Here is a 17,638-nt window from a genome sequence, read left to right as displayed (position 1 = left end):
ACGTGCAAACACTCAAATTTAACCATAAATCAGCCCGTTACATTGTCTACCAGAACTCGCATGACACTTATATTCGAATACTAAAAATAGATTGAAAAACAAGCTTCACTTTACCAGAAGCAATTACGTATAATACGTATTAAACGCAAATGATCGAGGGACGTATGTATCAACTAAAAGTGTTAGCTTACCTGACCATCCTATGGGTCGGATCAGCTGCGGCGGATAGTCCATTCGCAAGTGCCCCTGTTCCTAATCTAAACGAGGTATTGAATGGTTTCCAAAACGATGATGCCAATACCGTGAGAATGGGGGTTCTAAGAGATTTAGGAGAGACTATCGGCTTTCGTGCGGGCATGGCATGGGAAGCACAGAATATCTCGAAAGCACTAAGGGAGAGAGAAAATGATCTGGACAGAATCTTTCAGTTTGGACCTTTGATGACGACTGACAGCTCGCTTCCGCCAGTGATTGTCGAAGCTGTTGATGTGGCCAGTGTTTCAAAGGACCAGTTTCGCACAGCAACAAAGGTCTACAACATAGTTAAACAGGAAGAATTTGTCGCGGTCCCTCCAACCTGGAGAGACTATCTGTTCACTGGGCTATTACAGGCCCCTGATATTGTGTACCCAGGGGAAGATGCGAAACCTAAAAATAGCGCAGAAAAAAAAGCATGGGATGAAGCAGTCAAGAAAGGCTGGGCTGATGGTAGCCAACAAGCAGACCAAATCAGAGAGGAGAATTTTAACCGGTTAGTAAGAGACTACACTGGCATGCTTCGCTTTAGTGCTCTGGTGAAACAAGGGATGATATCTCGCACACAGATATCTTCAAAAGTAAATTCCGTTTCTCCTGAGAGTTCTAAGGATACTCTGATGATTGGAGAGAAAAATCGCTCCATCATGAAGAAAGCTGAGTTTGAAACTAACCCGTCTAAATGGACTCCGGTTATTACAAAGTCACCTGATGTTAAAAATAATACATATCAATATGGTGGTAGATAATGAATACACCTCCATTCCCATATAACTTTGAAATGGGTGAAATTAGCCCTGATGACTTAAAGCGTTTCATTGTTCATTGTTCAAAAAACAATGTTTCAGACATTTCAATTCAGGGTAACGACTTCATATGGGTTGAACAGTATGGACGTCAAATTCAGGGTTCAAAAGTTAAATTAGCCGATAGCACATTAAAAGAACTGATTGGCCAGGTTTGGGGGGCTGACATTCCTCCTATCGTTGTTAGCGGTGATGATCTTGATAGAGACCTTTCTATAACAGGTGATAAATACAATCTGGAAAGAAATAAAACCATACGTTTACGCACCAACTTCATACAGGCTAACGTAGGTAAGAATCTTACTATCAGCATTACCAACCGTATTATTCCTAGCGAAAATCCAACACTAGAAAAATATCCTATTGAAGAAGAATTTAAAAAAGAGCTATTTCCGAGAGATGGTATTATTGTTTTTGGAGGACCGACCGGAAGCGGTAAAACGACCAGTCTTACAGCATGTTACATGTATATCGGTGCAAACTTCCCTGATCGAAAGGTCGTAACTTATGAACAGCCGATAGAATTTTTCCTTGGTGGGCAAGAATGGGTAGGTCTAAAACCAGCACAAAGTGAAATCGGACGTGATATAGCATCGTTCTCAGATGGCATTCGAAATGCAATGAGAAGAGCACCTAAAGTCATTGGAGTCGGCGAGGCAAGGGACCATCAAACATACTCAGCAGCTATTGAAGCAGGTAAATCAGGACATCTTGTTTATTTCACTATTCATATTGATAAGGTGGGGGAATTATTTAGCCGTATTACCCAGGCATTCCCTGTCGAACAACAGGCCTCAATTGCTTTTGACCTTCTATCAAAAATTAGAGTTGTTATGGTCCAGAACCTCTTTAAATCAACGGACGGAAAACGTGTTCTTGTTCGTGAAGGACTCGTTTTTACCCAGGAAATTAAAAATGAACTCGAACTGTTACATCATAGCAAATGGTCTCGATGGGTCGAAGATTACTTGAATAAAAATAAATGTTCCATTATCGATAAACTATGGGAGCATTATCTGAAAGGAACCGTCAGTAAAGAAGAGTTTGTATCAAAAGCATCATATCATGAGTTCAAAAAAAGAAGTGAAACAGAGGTGAAAAATGTATAACAACTGGAGAAATAACAAAACTGCCACTTTTTTTGGGTTTCCTATTGCGGGAATATTCCCCTATTTGCTACTCATTTACTTTCCAGGTTTAATCTTATTCATCGTTATTACAGTGATAAATTTAATCTTTACGGTTTTACACCATTTAGGATATAGCCCAACTGGATTTTTCAATCGAATTCTTTCCAAAATTAGAGGACCTGTTATCTACTCAAGACCATGGTGGATACGTGAACGCTGGAGTAAAAAATAATGGACGTTAGTGTATTAAGCATACTAGAACTGGAGTGTGGGAATTTTGATAATGCATTAAATAAAATCATATCCCATGCAAACTCTGGTGAACACGAGTACCTTGAGCTACTTGCCATCATCTATAAGCATGGCATCGGTATTGAAAAAAATGAAGCAGAGTATCAAAGAATCTGTGCACTTATAAACAAAGACCAAATTTTAATTCATTAAGGGGGCTATGATGATTTTCAAAATTAAATTTTTAATTCCTTTATTATCAATTTTCCTGATTTCGGGTTGTTCTATACAACAAAGCGTACATGAATCCAGTTCAGAATCAAAAATTAATAAAAGTATCGACGATGCTATTGCAGCAATCCAGAAAACACAAATCGAACTTTATCAGTATGGTGCTATTTCGCAGAAAAAAAACGGTATCACCGGTGGTATTTATTCTGATGGAGTTAAGATTGATGCAAACTGGAATGGCGATGCTGCCGAGCTACTTAAGAAAATGGCCGACCAAAGAAATTATTCTTTCCGGATTATTGGAAATAAATTACCTCTACCGGTAACTGTAAAAGTAGACAAATCCAGTTATAAACAAGTTCTTGAGTTGATCCAGGTACAAATTGGATATGCAGCCTCGATCATGGTTAACAACAGTAGACGTGAAATGCAACTTCAATATGGTGTGACGCAGCCAAATTCAGTCTATGGCGCACACATCATTTACCAGGGAGAGATTCCTGCTTCACAACCTCAAGGGAAATCACCCAAATCTGGTTTGCTATCATCTCCAGCATCAGCTATTGCAACCTCACCAGGAATTGGAAGTATTTGCAGTAATGACGGGACACTAACAAGAGACATAGCCGGTAAATGGATGCGCTGCAGTAAAGGGAAGTGGATGAGAAATTAATCATTGATAAAACTAAGAATAAAGGCCGGGATACGGCCTTTATTTATAATCAGTTCCATATGTTTTTTACATTACCCGTAGTTTCATCTTTAACCTTATCGACTGAGTTGTTAACCCCATTCATCAGATCATTAATATTCCCATTTATATTACCGATAACATCATTATATGAGTCAGAGATTTTATCGGAGGCTGTTTTACATACCTGGTCAATCATATCCGACCATATCGAACCAAGGTCCGGGAACGTTGGCATAGTCACCACACCGGTAACTCCAGAGATACAGGTGCCGATCACTTCTGAAGAATTTTTTAACGAATCGGCTTCAGAATTGATTGACTTTACTGCATTCTCATAGGCATTTTGAGCGCCTTCACTTGCAGCAACTCCGCTTCGACAACCGGCTGCGGATGCTGCTCCTGAGGCTATAATGGTTAAGAACACGATTACATTAAGTGTTTTCATATAAATCTGATAGTTATGTTGTAAGATAAAGTATGATATACCACAATTCGGCTATCAGTTTCATTTTATATGCACCAGTCGGAAATGTCAGTAATGAAGTTCACGTCTGGTAAAGAGGATGCAATGAGTAAGAAAACCGTCACAGGTCAAGACCTTAACCGCTGGCGTTATGACCATGGCTTTGTTGCAGGGACCGCAGCGGAGTGTTTCGGCATTCAGAAAGCTAAATGGGAGGCTCTGGTCAGAAGCGATGAGATCATCACTGACGTACGCATTATCAACATCTACAACATGTATACTCTTTATCCAGAAACTATCCCTGTTCCACCAAGCTTTGATTACATTGGCCTGTTCAATGAATTGGGTTTTAGTAATGACATGAAAGGTAAAACAGAGTTCGCGAGGCTGTTTGGATTGTCTGTAACTGGTACATACAGGATTATGGATAAGAACTCTGCCGGTCGCGACATTGAAGTTTATGCTCAGGCTTTAAGGCGTACAGGCAAAAAGGGTAAAGACCTGCTTAGCCTGATGCGAACAGTTTGCAGTATGTCAGAAAGAGCTGCTGATGCCGGTGAAGAAGCCATAGCGGCTAAAAACTCCCAGAAAAACAAATAGTCATCTTAACCAGTAGCCTTCTCTGTGTTCCACACAGAGAAGGGTTTACATGTCTAACATAGACTTATCACACTCATCTCCTTTCGATATATAAATCACATCAACATTTCCTGCCGTACTGTTGGTTTCAGTTAAGTTAACATGTTTTACCATCTCCATACGGAATGGTATCTACTCTCAAGCAAATCACTGGAAATCGTTGCTAATTTTCGTTCAATATGTATTATTCGTAATATGATCACAAATGCCGGAGCCTTAAATGAAGAAGAAGGAAGGGAAGCTTCTTAAGCTAATGTCTGCTTTTTTTTACGACACTGAAGAAGAACCTGAGACTATTAATTTGCGGGAATCGATGGTGGCTGTAGGTATTCCGGGGTTATTAAGTGGTTACCACGGGTCATTCAGCCAGACTAAGGGCTTTAAACCCGTCAAAGAGATAGCAGATCTGGAAGGGAAACGTTACACAATCATCGATTTTACGTTACGCGTAAATGAGTTTGATGAGCAACTGCCGGACCCCACCGGAATGATGCTTAATCTCAAGCAAATGACTAAAAAGCAAATATCTCCAATATATACTGAAATTTCACTCTGCAACCCTTTGCTCGTAGAGAAAATCAAAGCACATAGTGGTATTGATAAAGCCTTGATCGACAGTCCTCGACTTCTAAGTGACCTTTTACCTGCACTTGGCCGCTACAAAGATGCCGTTTTTATGCATACCATTAAGCCAAACGCCTCACCCACCCTGGCAATTGTGAGCATAAGCCAGGATCAAATTCCTGACCTTGTAGTTTCCGCGAGCTGCCGCTTTAACAAAAATTGCAAAGTTGTGTGGTAAAAGATAGGCCCTGAATTTTTGTTGTCAGGGCCTCATTTTTCTTATAATTACCGCTTAAAGGCCAGTTGGAACCATCGGCTACTTTCTCCTACACGTTGCAATTTCAACAGTGCAGTTTGTTGAGGTTTAAGATACTTGAGTTTTGCTTTTTCTATCTGCAGTTTATTAGCTGCGTGAGGCCAGTCTCCTTCCGCCATTTTTTGGACCAGTAAAGTGCCAGCTGAGTTGATAAAGTCCGCACTAAAATGGGTAGGGCTCTGGCTGGCAAGAACCAGTGCTATACCATATTTTCTCGCCTCGTTCGCAATGATATTAATGGGATTCGTGGATTCCTCATCGCAGAATCTTTTTGCTTCATCAAGAACAATAACATGCCGTACACGACCATTACTTTCCCCCTTTTGCATTTCCTGATGGAAAATAGATAGCATTCGGCTGTAAACGAACATTTTAAGTTCACTTTCGGACCTGGCAAGCGGCTTGATATTATAGCGATGAATTCTTCCAGTGAACGGTGGCTCGTTGGCATTGAATAAACCAAGAGCTTTAACATTTTCGAGGCGTATCAATAACGATCTCAGTGTATCAACTGAGTCATATTTCAGGATCTCATCCATTTCACTGCCAGTGCGGGTTTCAGTCAGGGCTTTACTGTATTCCTTTAATGCAGTTTCACGAGCCTTGGTAACCGCCAGTTCACTTTTTTCGTTTTCTTCCTTACTGTGCCGATCTTTGGCTTTGACAAAAGCGCGGGTACTCCTCATGAAAGACTCAAAAGCTCTTAGAGCTACATTCGACTGGTTATTCTCATCAAGACCAAAGAGTCCCATCTTCAATTTCTTCTGGATAAGACGCTCCAGATCTGTGAGGGTAGGGTAACACTGGCCAAGTGCTTTCCAGTTACGATCGTTCCAGAGTTGCTCACACTCAGCTTCTGAGGCGTTTCGCTTAACCCAGGATGCAGGCTTCTCCTGAGTCATCCATTTAACTGCATAGCAATCTGTAACCAACTGGCGTAGGACTGCAGCCTGTTGCTCACCCAGTTTTCGATTACTGCTCATGATATCAATAATATGGTTGGCTGCCATTCTCAATCCCCCGTAGTGCGGGTCTGGATTAACAACAAACGGATTATAGCCATACCTGGTCGATTCGCTGAATAGGACCTCCGAAGCCCCAGGTACCTCAATGTCGCCGTGATAATCAAAGATAGAGATTTGCGTATCCGGGTCCGCTGAGTATGCCGATAGAAAACGTTTCATCTGGTATGTTTTACCAGTACCTGACGTGCCGGTGATCCCAATATGACCATTAGCAAGTTCTCCCGGATTCCAGATGAAAGGTGCTTCCTGACCTTTATTAAGCTGAAACTCGTCATAACCAAGTACAAAGCTTGGATTAGTAGTCATTATTTCTTCTCCTGCAAAAGATTACGCTGCATTTTCAAGTCCATTCAGAGCTGCACGTAGAAGGCGCTTTTTCTGTCCGGTAAGTGTTAGTTCAGGTTTTATACTTTCTTGATCTTCATCATCGGAATATTGGTTCCGAAGTTCTTCATCAATCTCCAGCTCCGCATCAGCAAGAAAGTCATTTGCTGCTGCATAAGAATTATCATGTGGAATGCCGTTAATAATTTTCTTAATAAAAACATCATTTTCTGACACTGGAACTACAACTGATTCAGTTTTAAATTCAGAAATAGATGTTGGCAAATCGATTTCAATAAACTGATTAATACGAGGTTTTAGTTTTGTATGTTTATCGTCGTCCGGTATATAAAATGCAGACATCTCAACCAGAGAATCCTGAAATATTAGAAAAGATTCGCCCTGTTTTAATTTTTTTACATCATTTATCTGAACGCGACTTCTGGTTTCAATTTTTGAACCAGCCTGAGCTGTCCAGCTGCCACTCACAGCACCGCTTTGGTAATCATAACCAGTGAGCGTTGAGAAGTATCCTTCACCGGCGACCTTCTGAATCAGGGCAAAGGTATCATCGGCATCTTCAAGAGCCAGGCAATTCTTAAATTTAGTGTTTGCAAGCAACGAAGCAGTTTCTTCACCTGCAGAACCACGTTTAAGCCCCTGGATATCCTGAACTGCTGCCACCATCATAAACCCAAGAGAGCGAGCCTGAGCGTACATCACAGCCAGACCTGACGCATAGTAATATGAAAGCTCGTCAGTAATAATTAAAGACGGTACCGGCGAAGCTGTTGCCCTGGAAAGCAGTATTTGCGCTTTAGTCCCTTCATAATTTGTCCCAAGGTTTTCAGCCATCATCAAGCGTATGCAGCTAAGAACCAGTTTTCCCAAAGCCTCAGCTTCCTGTGCTGATTTTTCAAGCGAAGGGATTGAAATAACTAAAATACGGTTATTAAGCAGAACATCACTTAAATCGATATCAGGATGTTTTACTTTATAAACAAATCCATAAGACTGGATCATCATGGATAAGGTACGTTGAAACTGGGAAGTTAAATACCCGTGTTGGGTTCTAACTTCTGGAGTCCATTTTTGTGGTTCATCAATCAGATTAAAATCAAATGAAAGACCACTTTTTAGGTAATTTTCAATAGGTGAGAATGCGGCATACGGAAGCAACCCCTTTTTACCTTCTTTGTATAGTTCCAGCAATTCCTCAAGACCGAGGTACTTCTGGATCATCTCGATACCAGATGTTAAATCGCCTCTTAAATGCTTGTACCTTAAGCAACGGATTATCGCATCGACCAGGTTAACAGCTTTTTCCTGCCATTGAGCGCCGTCGCCATTTGCTTTAGGCAACAAAGAGGACATCAACTGAACCTGAAAATCTGCCGTCCCCGAAAAAAAAGGATTGAGGGAGTTAGATCTTGCTCCTTTTTGGGTGTTGAAAAATTCTTTTCCCATTCTCCTGTATTTTTCTTCTTCCAGAAGGTCGAGATAAGGATCGCGCCCAGCAGTGAGAAGATTAAGATGAAGATAATCATCTTCACGGCCCAGTCGCCGGCACAGTGACCATATGGTAAAAGGCAACGAGATATCTGCTTTGCCATCTGCATACACAGCTCCGGAGCCCCAACAAAGCGCATTATAAACAAGACCGTAAAGAGACTCTGATTTACCTGAACCTGTTGTCCCACCAACAAATGCGTGTGTACGGCAATCACTGTTTGTCGACCAGATTTCCATCCCCTGTAAATGTGAGATGGATGTTCTGAGAGAGCCCCAATACAGTATTCCTGCGGCCAGCTGATACTTTCGTTTTTCGCTCGTTCCTTTAAAAATCCAAAATTTCCATTCCGTTCTGTATGTATAGTAATCACTCAGGTCACGCCCGCCGACATCCTTTGGAACCCGAAGTGGCATGGATACTTTTTTATCAAGAACAAACGCCCATACCATTAACGATGTAACAAGGGATAACGGCCAGAATGCAATAAAGAATACTTGCAAAAACATTCTTAGAAGAATAAATGCCCGAACATGATTAGCATCTCTGAACCAGTCAATAACTCTATCTTCTAAAGAGCGTACATCACGCTCAAGTTTAGCCTTACTTATTTCATTATTACTCATTTTGAACCTCAACAATGATACCTAGCTCATTCTTTACTTTGTTAATGAGTAGCTGTTTTAAATAACGTGCTTTTTTAATAGAATTACAAACTTCCGTCGCCCTGATTGCCGCCCGTTGTTTATCTTCCAGCGAATCAAGTTTGAAGTTCGACGTTATATATTGCATTAAAAGAAAGCTCAGATGCAGGCTTTGTTCACATGACTGACTCCAGCTACCTAATCCCTTCGCTTTGATATATTCATCTGGATCGTATCCTTTATCTAAAAAATTAAAACGCACTGTATGTTTATCAGTAATAACACCCAGTAATTTAGGTAACAGGCAACGAATAGCTCTGGCTCCTCCCTTATCATTATCAAAACAAAATATCAATGTCCTCGCAATATTCATCAATGTATTTAATTGATGCTCAGTAATTGCAGTTCCCATGCCTGCAACTGCTTTTCGTTCTCCAGCCTGATGAAGCGATATAACATCAAAGTATCCTTCAACAATAACTGCGCAATTAGCTTTGTAGATATGTGGCAAAGCCTTATCTAAACCAAAAAGCAATTCACCTTTAGTGAAGACATTAGTTTCAGCCAGATTCAAATATTTCGGAGATTCATCCCACTCGAATAGTTTTCGGCCTGCAAAACCAACTAATGTTCCGCTTCTGTTTTTAAGAGGGATAGTGATTCGTTGTCTTAAGCAATCATAAAGCCCACCTTTATCATCTCTTTTAGCAATGCCACTGCTTATTAAAATATCATCGCTGACTTTTTTTCTTAAGATAGAAATCACGCCTTTGCTGACAACACCAAGCTCCCATAACTCAACGGTTTCACTCGAAAAGCCACGAAATGCCAGATAATCCACAGCAGTACTATTTTTTGCCAGACCATGTCTGTAGAGATATTGTGCACGATAAAGAGCACTGACTATTTCCACATTTTTCTTGTCATCAGGAAGTGAATCATCATCTGGCATTTTTTCGTTTAATCGTCCAGCAATACCGCGAACAGCCGCATAAAAATCACCACCAGTATTTATCTTTTTCTCCCAGTCAAAAATGTCTCCCTCTTCGCCACAAACCCAGCATTTGTACCGTCCTTTGGCATCATCGACGTCCATAGAAGGATTTTTATCATTATGGAAAGGGCACAGTCCTTTAAATTTCTTACCTCTTTTAACTAATACTACTGATTCACTAACTAAAGCTGAAATCAGCATCAGCCCTTTTAATTTTGACAGAAATAAAGGGCTAATACGCATCAGAAATCCCCCTTGAGCCAGCTTTTAAGGTTATCTTCATTTAATTTTTTAGTGAGCGGAAAAACAGCTCCGTCGCCACGAATTACTGTCGGAGTCCCAATAAATGAGAATTGACTGTAGGTAGCATTGTTATTGTTCAGGGCTATACTTCCGTTCGTACACGGGGTGTTTACCGCTGCTCCCCCAGAAATAGCTTCTTGCCATAAACTAGCCCTGTCTTCTGGCTTAGTACATAGAACGGTTTCGACGACAGGTTTCGATCTTTCGCGTCCGATTTTGGATACGGGAAAAATATCTATAACATAATCATCAGCCAGCTTTTCCAGAACAGGCTCGATATTCCTGCAATGAGGGCATAACGGATCTGAGAACACAAAAAATACGGGTTTCGTTTGGTCAGACTCACCGAGTCTTACAGAGTAATCATTGGTAGCCGCTCCCTTTTTAAGAAGGGCCGACAGCTCTGCATTCGGCCTGGCTTGCTGAGTAACTTTTGAAGCCAGAAGGTTTTCTTCAGAATCTCTGACCTTACTCTCAGGACGAGCAAAAGGAGGCGCTACAGCATCTAAATGAACCTTTTCACTAGCAGGGGAATGAGACATTGCCCGGTTTTCAGAATCTGAGTTATTTAAGACAATGCCAGCCAGAATATAAATTAATAATAGTACACCGAAAAATATAGCGATAGTTTTTAATATTGCTAAACCATTCGAGCCTTTTTTATATTCAATCCAATGTGAATATAAGTTACTGTATAAAAAAGACACTTCTTCATATGTCCCATATACACTTATAACGATGCCATTACTCAATCTTATATCACAGTAACAACGCTCATTGTTTCTATTTGTTGATATAAAAACCACATCATCCAATACAAATGAGTATTGTTGTTCTTCTATTCCTCCCGCTTCCATTTTTATATATACTGATTTCGCTTTACCATAACAGAGCGTTACATTTCCGTTTATATATTCGGTTTTATCAAATAAAACCTCACGAATTTTTGTTAATTTTGACATTCTTTTTACCTTTATTCAAAGTTTTAGTCATTATCTGCTTCGATATTGTTTTCTTGCTCAGGTTTAGGTAATAAACCTTCTTTAATTAAGCTTATTTTAAGGGCGTCAACACATTGTTGCAGGGGAGGGTCAATAAGACGGCATCCATTTTCCCATGCAAGTTTTTCTGTTCTGTACGTTTGGATCTGAATAATACTTTCAATACAAGTCCCCTTTCTCCCGGTGGCGTTAAGGACATACCACAACCCTCTGTCAATCCCTTTCAACCACCTGAAGTTTGAACTTGGTAATTTCCCCCCATCTAAAGCTCTTAAATGCAGCATCATCAGGAAGGTAGATGGATATTGAAAATAATTCAGTAAGAGCTGAGCTTCAGGCTCTTGCATATACTGAGTGATTTCTTTCCGAACGACAGAAAAATCAGGGTATCCGGGTTTATTATTCCATTCACCATAGTCACAAGATCTGTTTAAAGCATCAAGCATCTGCTGAGCTTTTCCACCATTTTCATATGAATCAAAAATGCGGCTCGCGAAAATAGCGAATAATGCTTTTTCATAAATTTTTAGTTGGCTAAGGGATGTTATTTTTGGCCCCAGAGTTTTGCATAAAATTTTTTTTGTTTTCTCTTCATCAAGAACATTCTGGCGGACCAGATTATTTTTTTTCACAAATTCTGCTGGATGCTCTCTGCTCTCCTGACCTTCAACATTGTCATTAAGCAGATTACCGTAGTGAAGTACGGGTATTATTGCAGGGCAATGCACAGACATAATTCTTGGCAGCGTATCGGCCGTTATGTTTCGTCTGACCTTTTCAGAACGGTGTCTTAAGGTTGAACGAATAGTGAGAACAGATATCAGGACAGGCAACCAGCCACAAACTATACTTGCTTTTGTCATAACCCAAATAAGCTCAAAAAACTCTACCTGGTCGGCTCTGGAAGCCATTAGGGCAACATCCGCCCGAAATTTTCCGGCCCATGGTAAAAATGGCCAGTCAATCAGTGCTAATTGTCCCCAGGAAAAATACAACCCCCAGTAGCATATCCAGGTGTGTTTGAAATGCCATATAAGAGCAGGAGTACCAACGATAAAAATCAATGAGATAACTAAGATCCAAAGGCTATCATCAACCTTTCCCCTATCTTCGTTAGTCATATCCAACTTTCCTTTAAATTGTTCCGATTAATACGTATTATACGTAAGTGTCGAATTTGCACAACCAAAGGACCCCTATGAACATTTCTACTTTATGGATTGCTGAAAAGCCAAGCATGGCAGAAGCTTTTGCGAGCCAGTTGGGCGTTATTAACAATAAAGACCACTCTCTTGGCGCTTATGTTTCGCAAGACAAATCCGTTGTTGTAACCTGGCTTTATGGGCATTTAGTCCGCGATTTAATGCCTGAGGAGTATGACCCAGACATGAAGAGCTGGAAGTTAGAAACACTCCCATTCTTTCCTCAAAACTGGAAAAAAACGCCCAGAGAAAATGTTGTTTCTCACTTCCAGAAGGTAAAAAAACTCATCCAGGCTGCAGCTAACATCGTTCTGGCCACTGATTTTGATCGTGAAGGTGAAGTTATCGGTCGTGAATTGCTTGATGAATGTGGGTACCGCGGGAAGGTGGAACGCGTGAACATAACCGGCACCGATGCAAAATCTATCAGTAAATGTATTGAAAACAGATTTGACGGCAACATTGGGTTACCGTTGTATTATGCCGGTAAAGGCCGTGAACGTGCTGACTGGCTGGTAGGGTTAAATTTCACCAGGGCAATTACAGTTCTGGGGCGACAAAAAGGTCTCAAGGAGACACTCTCAGCAGGGCGGGTTCAAAGTGCTACTGTAAAAATCATTGTTGATCGAGAAAATGATGTTCAGGGGTTTAAGAGCCAAGACCACTACCAGGTAAAAGTTAACATGCAACATGGCGATGTTCTTTTTACCGGCAAGTGGCAGCCCCTCAGCTCGGAACTTGATGAAAATAAGCTGTTGCTGGATAAAGAAATAGCCTCCCGAAAAGCTGTTGAGTTATCTGGCCAGGATTGCACCGTCAGGCGTAGTATTGCACAGACTTCTGAACGTTCAGCCCCCTTGCCATTCAACCTGTCAGCAGCCCAGATAGAATGTGCAAATAAGTATGGTTTCGGTGTCCAAAAAACACTCGATATACTCCAGTCTCTGTATGATACGCATAAGCTTACAACCTATCCCAGAACAGATTGCAGGTACCTCCCGACTGCAGAACTCGATGAACTCGATGCCAAACTGCAAGCCATAGTTCAAATGGACCCAACAATAGAACCCGTGATTTCTGCACTGGACCTTACTTTACGATCTGATGCCTGGAATGACGATAAGGTAGGTGCGCATTTTGGACTTATCCCTACTGCACATTGCGGTGATTTGTCACGTTTGAAAGATGATGAACTTTTGGTTTACAAGCTGGTAAGAGATAACTTTATCTCTCAGTTTATGGCTACTGCAAAATACCGTAATGTTACGCTCGAAATTTCGGCCGGTGATGACAGAATCGTTGCAAGTAGTTCAACTCTCGTCAGCCCTGGTTGGTTAGACTTTATTAAACCAGCTAAAGATGATGATGCAGATGAAGAACAGAATCAGACAGTACCTGAACTAAATGAAGGTTCAGAAGTAAAAATTAAATCAGCTGAAATTATTGCAAAAAAAACATCAGCGCCTAAATATTTTACTGAAGCAACATTACTCGCCGCAATGAACAACTGCGCAAGTTTCGTGAAAGACCCCGGTTTTAAAAAAATCCTTAAGAGTACCTGCGGTATTGGGACGGAGGCTACACGTGCTGGCATCATCAAAATTTTATTTGACCGCTCATACATCGTAAAAAAAGGGAAGCAAATACGACCAACGCAACTGGCAATATCATTAATGGGAGTGCTTCCTGACGAAATATCCAGCATAGAAAGGACGGCTTACTGGGAACAGCAGCTGGATGCTATTGCTCAGAGAAAGCTCTCTCTGGATGAGTTCATGGGGGAAGTTACTGGTATGGTTAAAGACATATTCAGTAAAGGCTTTGCTGATATTAACCTCGATAAAGTCATTCCAAAGTGTCCTGTCTGCAATAAAAATCTTATTAGAAGAAAAGGGGTTAATGGCTTCTTTTGGGGCTGCTCAGGCTACCCTGAATGTAAAAAAACATTTAACGATAAGAAAGGGAAACCTGATTTTTCGAAAAATAATAAAAAGGTGAAATAATGACAAAGCTTGTACCGATCTTTTTACTAAAAACTGATATCACTGATATCAGAATTCCTTTTCTCGCAACCCCTTGCGGCTATATGGGTACCGAAGCAGTGGTATTGCCAGTAGTGGAAGAAAGTGTTGACCATTACCATAAACATAATGGGTCATCTATCGATGATACATTAATCATTTCGTTACGTCGTAACTTCTCAGCTCGTGAGATCCGTGGCTTCATTTCTTTATATGTAAAGGAAAAGAAGACATTCCTTTTATTTATGTGTGACTCAACACAGCGATCTGATCTGGTCATGAACACGATTAAAAGTATTTACGGTACCGAAAACATCAGTTTGTTCCGGGTTGCGGGTTCACCAGGCGACGGCGCGGAGACCATGAATTGAAGAAAATGTGATAAGACGCAAAAATTCTGTGTAGTTCGACTTGTAGTGTGCGTAGTTAGCGCGTAGTATATTAATCATCAACTACGCACCAACTACGCAGACATGAAAGAGACCGCCAAGTACTGCTTTCATGTCGTGATTCACTAAAGGAGAACCTAATGAATCTTAAAAACATCTTAGCACTTTCTCGGTCAAATAAAAGCCGCTCATGCATTCCTGCTATGACTAACGCTCAACTTAGTGCGTTCTTTGGTGATAAACCGGCTCGTAGCGAAATCCTCAACCGGATGAAAAACCGTAACCACCAGGCCACCCGAACCACACTGTAGCTGCCTGCGTCCTGGGTGATGAGGAATTTTCGTATACGAAAATTTCTACACTCAGAAGCTAAATCCCGACCTGCTGTAGTGCCTCTACTATGGCAGGTTTATCAGAATAAAATTAAGGACATAACTAATGATTTCCGCACAGGAACAGGCATTACGTAACTTTAAACTTGCAACTGCCGCAACCTGGAACCAGGTAGCTAAAGTACTCGGCATTACAGAAAGAGCGGTACTGGGATATATCGCCCCTCCAGGAACGAAAAGCTATCGCGAAATGCCCGCTGATGTATGGCTCAAACTGGAAGAACTTTCTGGCCATGCGCTATCCCGTAATACTGACAATCTGTTTTACCCACAGCGTAAAGTCATTTCTGTAAGCTCACAAAAAGGGGGGGTAGGCAAGACAACCATTGCTTCCATTCTGGCATCTATCTACGCACATATGGGCTATAAAACCCTTGTTATCGATATGGACCCGCAGGGTAACCTGACAGAACAGTATTACCAGGAAGATGATGACTTCCCGTCAGAAATACTCTCAGATCCGGATGGTGATGAATTTATGCCAGGGCCTGCTCATGTGTGGAACATGTTCCTGGATAATGAGGACGTGATCCCTCTACAACTCTCCGAAAACTTATACCTCGTTGGTTCAAGCCTTGATCTTGCAGATATTCAGTTAGGTGATTCTGATGAAGTTATTAACAACTTCCACAACAGCATCGAGAAACTAAAAAAAGAGTACGACATTATCATTCTCGACACGTTACCGAGTTTTGGTAATGCTCTCGCGGCAGCGCACCGTTCTGCTGACTGGTTAGTTATCCCGTCCGAGCTGGCCAGATTCTCGAAAAAAGGTATTACATACCAGCTCAGAACTGCGATGAATACCAAACAGCTTTATCAGACTGACCTGGCTCTCCTTGGGATTGTGATAAACAAAATCACTTACACAAACCGTAAGAGCAATGAGTTGCTGCGTATACAGGAAAACTACCGCGAGCTGCTGGCTGAGCAATACGGTGATCTTCTGCTTTCTCCTGCGATAAAAACAGCGACAAGTATTGTCGAATCCCAGGCTATCGGAACCCCGTTGATTGAGTATGCACCTAAGTCAGAAACATCATTGCAGTTTACTCAATTAGCTCAGGAAATTTTACGGCGTATCAAGGCAGAGGAGGAGAATCATGCGTAAAGATTTTCGTTCAAAAATCGGTGGGGCTAATGGAAAAGAAAAGAATTCTGTTATCTCCGGCCTGATTCGCGGTTCAGGACCCAAAAATGAGAAATACACATTAGTCCAGCTTCCGCACCAGAAAGTGTACAGCAAAGCTCAGGCGCGCAAAAAATTCAAAAATATCGACAGTCTGGCTGCGACGATGAAAGGCGGAAAACAGGCACAGCCCATCACAGTGTTTGAAGCAGATGCCGATGGCAGACACCTCATCAAAGTGGGGGAACGTCGCTGGCGAGCATGTGTCTTAAATGATGAGCCTGTATGGGCACAAATTGCTCATGGTGTAGCAAAACCCGAAACAATGGATGCTAAAACGCTGGTTGAACAAATCATTGAAAACGACCAGCGCGAACCATTATCGCCGATGGAAATGGCGGAAAACCTGGCCGAACTTCGCGATGTGTTTGGTATGAAAACAGGTCAAATTGCAGAAGAAATGGGTAGAAACCCTGCGTTTGTCTCAAAGCATCTGAAATTGCTGGAAATGCCAGAACCGGTAAAGCAACTACTCGAAGATGAAATAGTTACCTATATCGAAACGTTGAATACCCTGACTTCAATATTCAATCTTTCTGAAAAGGCAGGGCTTGAGCTTGTTGAGCTGGCAAGAACTAAAGGCGAGTTGACCCGAGATGAGGCACAAACTCGGCTGAAAACGTTGAAGGGTTCAAAATCGCCTCAGTCTGTTCATGGAGTCATTCAACAAGATAATAATGGCAATGTAGGTGGTAATAACGATCAGGGCGACACTTTTCCTCCGCGTGAGAATGATGGCCATAACTCTTTTCAGGCTAACGGAAATGATGCGCTGCCGGTTGGTGAAAAAGGTGATGAAGACGGCAATAGAGATCAGGGCGAGACTTTTACTCCGCGTGAGAATGATGGCCATAACTCTTTTCAGGCTGTCGGAAATGATGCGCTGCCGGTTGGTAAAGATACAACAGGAGATGAAGACGGCAATAGAGATAAGGGTGAGACTTTTTCACCGCATGATAATGATGATCATAACTCTTCTCAGGCTAACGGAAATGATGCGCCGCCGGTAATTACAAATACACCGACAGCCGATAACAACGCACCACGAGTGGAACCCAGCAACTCAATGCAGGATAAAGCTGGAGACAGCCAGGCGCTTAACACCGCCGCTGAACATGCTGAGACCTCTGCGAAAGGCAGCGTGACATTTTACGTACGGATTGATGATTCTGTTTTCGAGTTAGTGGACAAGCCAAGTATTATCGAAAACGGCGAAGTGTACGTTTTTTGCCGTGAAAAAGAAGGAATGCCTGAAATGCAGGTCCCAATCACTGACTGCATGCTACATCATGCTTCATTGACTAAATAACGGTAC

General features: G+C 41.6%; 17 protein-coding genes. 11 read left to right on the top strand and 6 right to left on the bottom strand.

Annotated features, from left to right (window positions below):
• Positions 1 to 164 precede the first annotated feature (164 nt).
• The 5 genes from OGY18_RS03875 to OGY18_RS03860 are packed head-to-tail and all read left to right on the top strand — an operon-like array spanning position 165 to position 3,326.
• Complete coding sequence (locus OGY18_RS03875) at positions 165 to 1,004, top strand: type IV secretory system conjugative DNA transfer family protein (RefSeq protein ID WP_181884132.1); 840 nt, start codon at positions 165 to 167, stop codon at positions 1,002 to 1,004.
• Positions 1,004 to 2,170: a plasmid transfer ATPase TraJ gene (gene traJ, locus OGY18_RS03870; RefSeq protein ID WP_286551855.1), complete on the top strand. Its 1,167-nt coding sequence runs from the start codon at positions 1,004 to 1,006 to the stop codon at positions 2,168 to 2,170. Before OGY18_RS03875 ends, traJ begins: the two co-directional genes overlap by 1 nt.
• Positions 2,163 to 2,423: a hypothetical protein gene (locus OGY18_RS27475; RefSeq protein WP_502873475.1), complete on the top strand. Its 261-nt coding sequence runs from the start codon at positions 2,163 to 2,165 to the stop codon at positions 2,421 to 2,423. Before traJ ends, OGY18_RS27475 begins: the two co-directional genes overlap by 8 nt.
• Entirely contained in the window at positions 2,423 to 2,635 is a 213-nt protein-coding gene (locus tag OGY18_RS03865) for a hypothetical protein (protein ID WP_286551852.1), read from the top strand. The genes OGY18_RS27475 and OGY18_RS03865 overlap by 1 nt, the downstream gene beginning before the upstream one ends.
• Before the next feature lie 7 nt (positions 2,636 to 2,642).
• Positions 2,643 to 3,326, top strand: coding sequence for a DotD/TraH family lipoprotein (locus tag OGY18_RS03860; protein WP_286551849.1), 684 nt, complete (start codon positions 2,643 to 2,645; stop codon positions 3,324 to 3,326).
• Between the two features lie 49 nt (positions 3,327 to 3,375).
• Here OGY18_RS03860 and OGY18_RS03855 read toward each other — a convergent pair whose 3' ends face one another.
• A complete protein-coding gene (locus tag OGY18_RS03855; protein WP_204528251.1) occupies positions 3,376 to 3,792 on the bottom strand; it encodes a hypothetical protein in 417 nt (138 codons plus the stop codon).
• 123 nt (positions 3,793 to 3,915) lie between these two features.
• On the opposite strand from OGY18_RS03855, the gene OGY18_RS03850 reads away from it, so the two are divergent.
• Together OGY18_RS03850 and OGY18_RS03845 are read left to right on the top strand one after the other, a co-directional pair.
• Entirely contained in the window at positions 3,916 to 4,410 is a 495-nt protein-coding gene (locus OGY18_RS03850; RefSeq protein WP_204528252.1) for a hypothetical protein, read from the top strand.
• Between the two features lie 259 nt (positions 4,411 to 4,669).
• The gene (locus tag OGY18_RS03845) at positions 4,670 to 5,251 is read left to right on the top strand and encodes a hypothetical protein (RefSeq protein ID WP_286551846.1); all 582 of its coding nucleotides are present in this window, start codon (positions 4,670 to 4,672) and stop codon (positions 5,249 to 5,251) included.
• Between the two features lie 47 nt (positions 5,252 to 5,298).
• On the opposite strand, the gene OGY18_RS03840 is transcribed toward OGY18_RS03845, so the two are convergent.
• From OGY18_RS03840 to OGY18_RS03820, 5 genes are read right to left on the bottom strand one after another with little or no spacing between them, the layout of a single operon-like run.
• A complete protein-coding gene (locus OGY18_RS03840) occupies positions 5,299 to 6,660 on the bottom strand; it encodes an ATP-binding protein (RefSeq protein WP_286551844.1) in 1,362 nt (453 codons plus the stop codon).
• 21 nt (positions 6,661 to 6,681) lie between these two features.
• Positions 6,682 to 8,814: a type IV secretory system conjugative DNA transfer family protein gene (locus OGY18_RS03835; RefSeq protein WP_286551842.1), complete on the bottom strand. Its 2,133-nt coding sequence runs from the start codon at positions 8,812 to 8,814 to the stop codon at positions 6,682 to 6,684.
• The gene (dnaG, locus tag OGY18_RS03830) at positions 8,807 to 10,069 is read right to left on the bottom strand and encodes a DNA primase (protein WP_286551840.1); all 1,263 of its coding nucleotides are present in this window, start codon (positions 10,067 to 10,069) and stop codon (positions 8,807 to 8,809) included. The genes OGY18_RS03835 and dnaG overlap by 8 nt, the downstream gene beginning before the upstream one ends.
• Positions 10,069 to 11,091, bottom strand: a complete 1,023-nt coding sequence (locus OGY18_RS03825; protein WP_286551837.1) for a DsbC family protein — start codon at positions 11,089 to 11,091, stop codon at positions 10,069 to 10,071. Before OGY18_RS03825 ends, dnaG begins: the two co-directional genes overlap by 1 nt.
• A 23-nt stretch (positions 11,092 to 11,114) precedes the next feature.
• Positions 11,115 to 12,251, bottom strand: coding sequence for a secretion/conjugation apparatus DotM-related subunit (locus tag OGY18_RS03820; RefSeq protein WP_286551834.1), 1,137 nt, complete (start codon positions 12,249 to 12,251; stop codon positions 11,115 to 11,117).
• Between the two features lie 77 nt (positions 12,252 to 12,328).
• Here OGY18_RS03820 and OGY18_RS03815 point away from each other — a divergent pair, with 77 nt between their 5' ends.
• The 4 genes from OGY18_RS03815 (at position 12,329) to OGY18_RS03800 (ending at position 17,632) form a co-directional block, all read left to right on the top strand.
• Complete coding sequence (locus tag OGY18_RS03815; protein ID WP_286551832.1) at positions 12,329 to 14,335, top strand: DNA topoisomerase 3; 2,007 nt, start codon at positions 12,329 to 12,331, stop codon at positions 14,333 to 14,335.
• Entirely contained in the window at positions 14,335 to 14,724 is a 390-nt protein-coding gene (locus tag OGY18_RS03810; RefSeq protein ID WP_286551829.1) for a hypothetical protein, read from the top strand. Before OGY18_RS03815 ends, OGY18_RS03810 begins: the two co-directional genes overlap by 1 nt.
• Positions 14,725 to 15,180: 456 nt before the next feature.
• Positions 15,181 to 16,245 (top strand): ParA family protein, encoded by a 1,065-nt coding sequence (locus tag OGY18_RS03805; protein ID WP_286551827.1) that lies wholly within the window; start codon positions 15,181 to 15,183, stop codon positions 16,243 to 16,245.
• Positions 16,238 to 17,632 carry a ParB/RepB/Spo0J family partition protein gene (locus tag OGY18_RS03800; protein WP_286551826.1) on the top strand — a complete coding sequence of 465 codons (1,395 nt, stop codon included), beginning with the start codon at positions 16,238 to 16,240 and terminating at the stop codon, positions 17,630 to 17,632. Before OGY18_RS03805 ends, OGY18_RS03800 begins: the two co-directional genes overlap by 8 nt.
• The last annotated feature ends 6 nt before the right edge of the window (positions 17,633 to 17,638 follow it).

The organism is Citrobacter sp. Cpo142 (assembly GCF_030332425.1).
Lineage (GTDB): Bacteria > Pseudomonadota > Gammaproteobacteria > Enterobacterales > Enterobacteriaceae > Citrobacter > Citrobacter portucalensis.
This window is presented reverse-complemented; position numbering and strand designations above follow the sequence as displayed.

Bases quoted from the DNA above. Each gene is read 5' to 3' on its own strand.
- OGY18_RS03800 (WP_286551826.1), top strand. From the start codon at position 16,238: ATGCGTAAAGATTTTCGTTCAAAAATCGGTGGGGCTAATGGAAAAGAA.
- OGY18_RS03850 (WP_204528252.1), top strand. From the start codon at position 3,916: ATGAGTAAGAAAACCGTCACAGGTCAAGACCTTAACCGCTGGCGTTAT.
- OGY18_RS03835 (WP_286551842.1), bottom strand. From the start codon at position 8,814: ATGAGTAATAATGAAATAAGTAAGGCTAAACTTGAGCGTGATGTACGC.
- OGY18_RS03815 (WP_286551832.1), top strand. From the start codon at position 12,329: ATGAACATTTCTACTTTATGGATTGCTGAAAAGCCAAGCATGGCAGAA.
- dnaG (WP_286551840.1), bottom strand. From the start codon at position 10,069: ATGCGTATTAGCCCTTTATTTCTGTCAAAATTAAAAGGGCTGATGCTG.
- OGY18_RS03865 (WP_286551852.1), top strand. From the start codon at position 2,423: ATGGACGTTAGTGTATTAAGCATACTAGAACTGGAGTGTGGGAATTTT.
- OGY18_RS03840 (WP_286551844.1), bottom strand. From the start codon at position 6,660: ATGACTACTAATCCAAGCTTTGTACTTGGTTATGACGAGTTTCAGCTT.
- OGY18_RS27475 (WP_502873475.1), top strand. From the start codon at position 2,163: ATGTATAACAACTGGAGAAATAACAAAACTGCCACTTTTTTTGGGTTT.
- OGY18_RS03825 (WP_286551837.1), bottom strand. From the start codon at position 11,091: ATGTCAAAATTAACAAAAATTCGTGAGGTTTTATTTGATAAAACCGAA.
- OGY18_RS03820 (WP_286551834.1), bottom strand. From the start codon at position 12,251: ATGACTAACGAAGATAGGGGAAAGGTTGATGATAGCCTTTGGATCTTA.
- OGY18_RS03875 (WP_181884132.1), top strand. From the start codon at position 165: ATGTATCAACTAAAAGTGTTAGCTTACCTGACCATCCTATGGGTCGGA.
- OGY18_RS03845 (WP_286551846.1), top strand. From the start codon at position 4,670: ATGAAGAAGAAGGAAGGGAAGCTTCTTAAGCTAATGTCTGCTTTTTTT.
- OGY18_RS03860 (WP_286551849.1), top strand. From the start codon at position 2,643: ATGATGATTTTCAAAATTAAATTTTTAATTCCTTTATTATCAATTTTC.
- OGY18_RS03810 (WP_286551829.1), top strand. From the start codon at position 14,335: ATGACAAAGCTTGTACCGATCTTTTTACTAAAAACTGATATCACTGAT.
- OGY18_RS03805 (WP_286551827.1), top strand. From the start codon at position 15,181: ATGATTTCCGCACAGGAACAGGCATTACGTAACTTTAAACTTGCAACT.
- OGY18_RS03855 (WP_204528251.1), bottom strand. From the start codon at position 3,792: ATGAAAACACTTAATGTAATCGTGTTCTTAACCATTATAGCCTCAGGA.
- traJ (WP_286551855.1), top strand. From the start codon at position 1,004: ATGAATACACCTCCATTCCCATATAACTTTGAAATGGGTGAAATTAGC.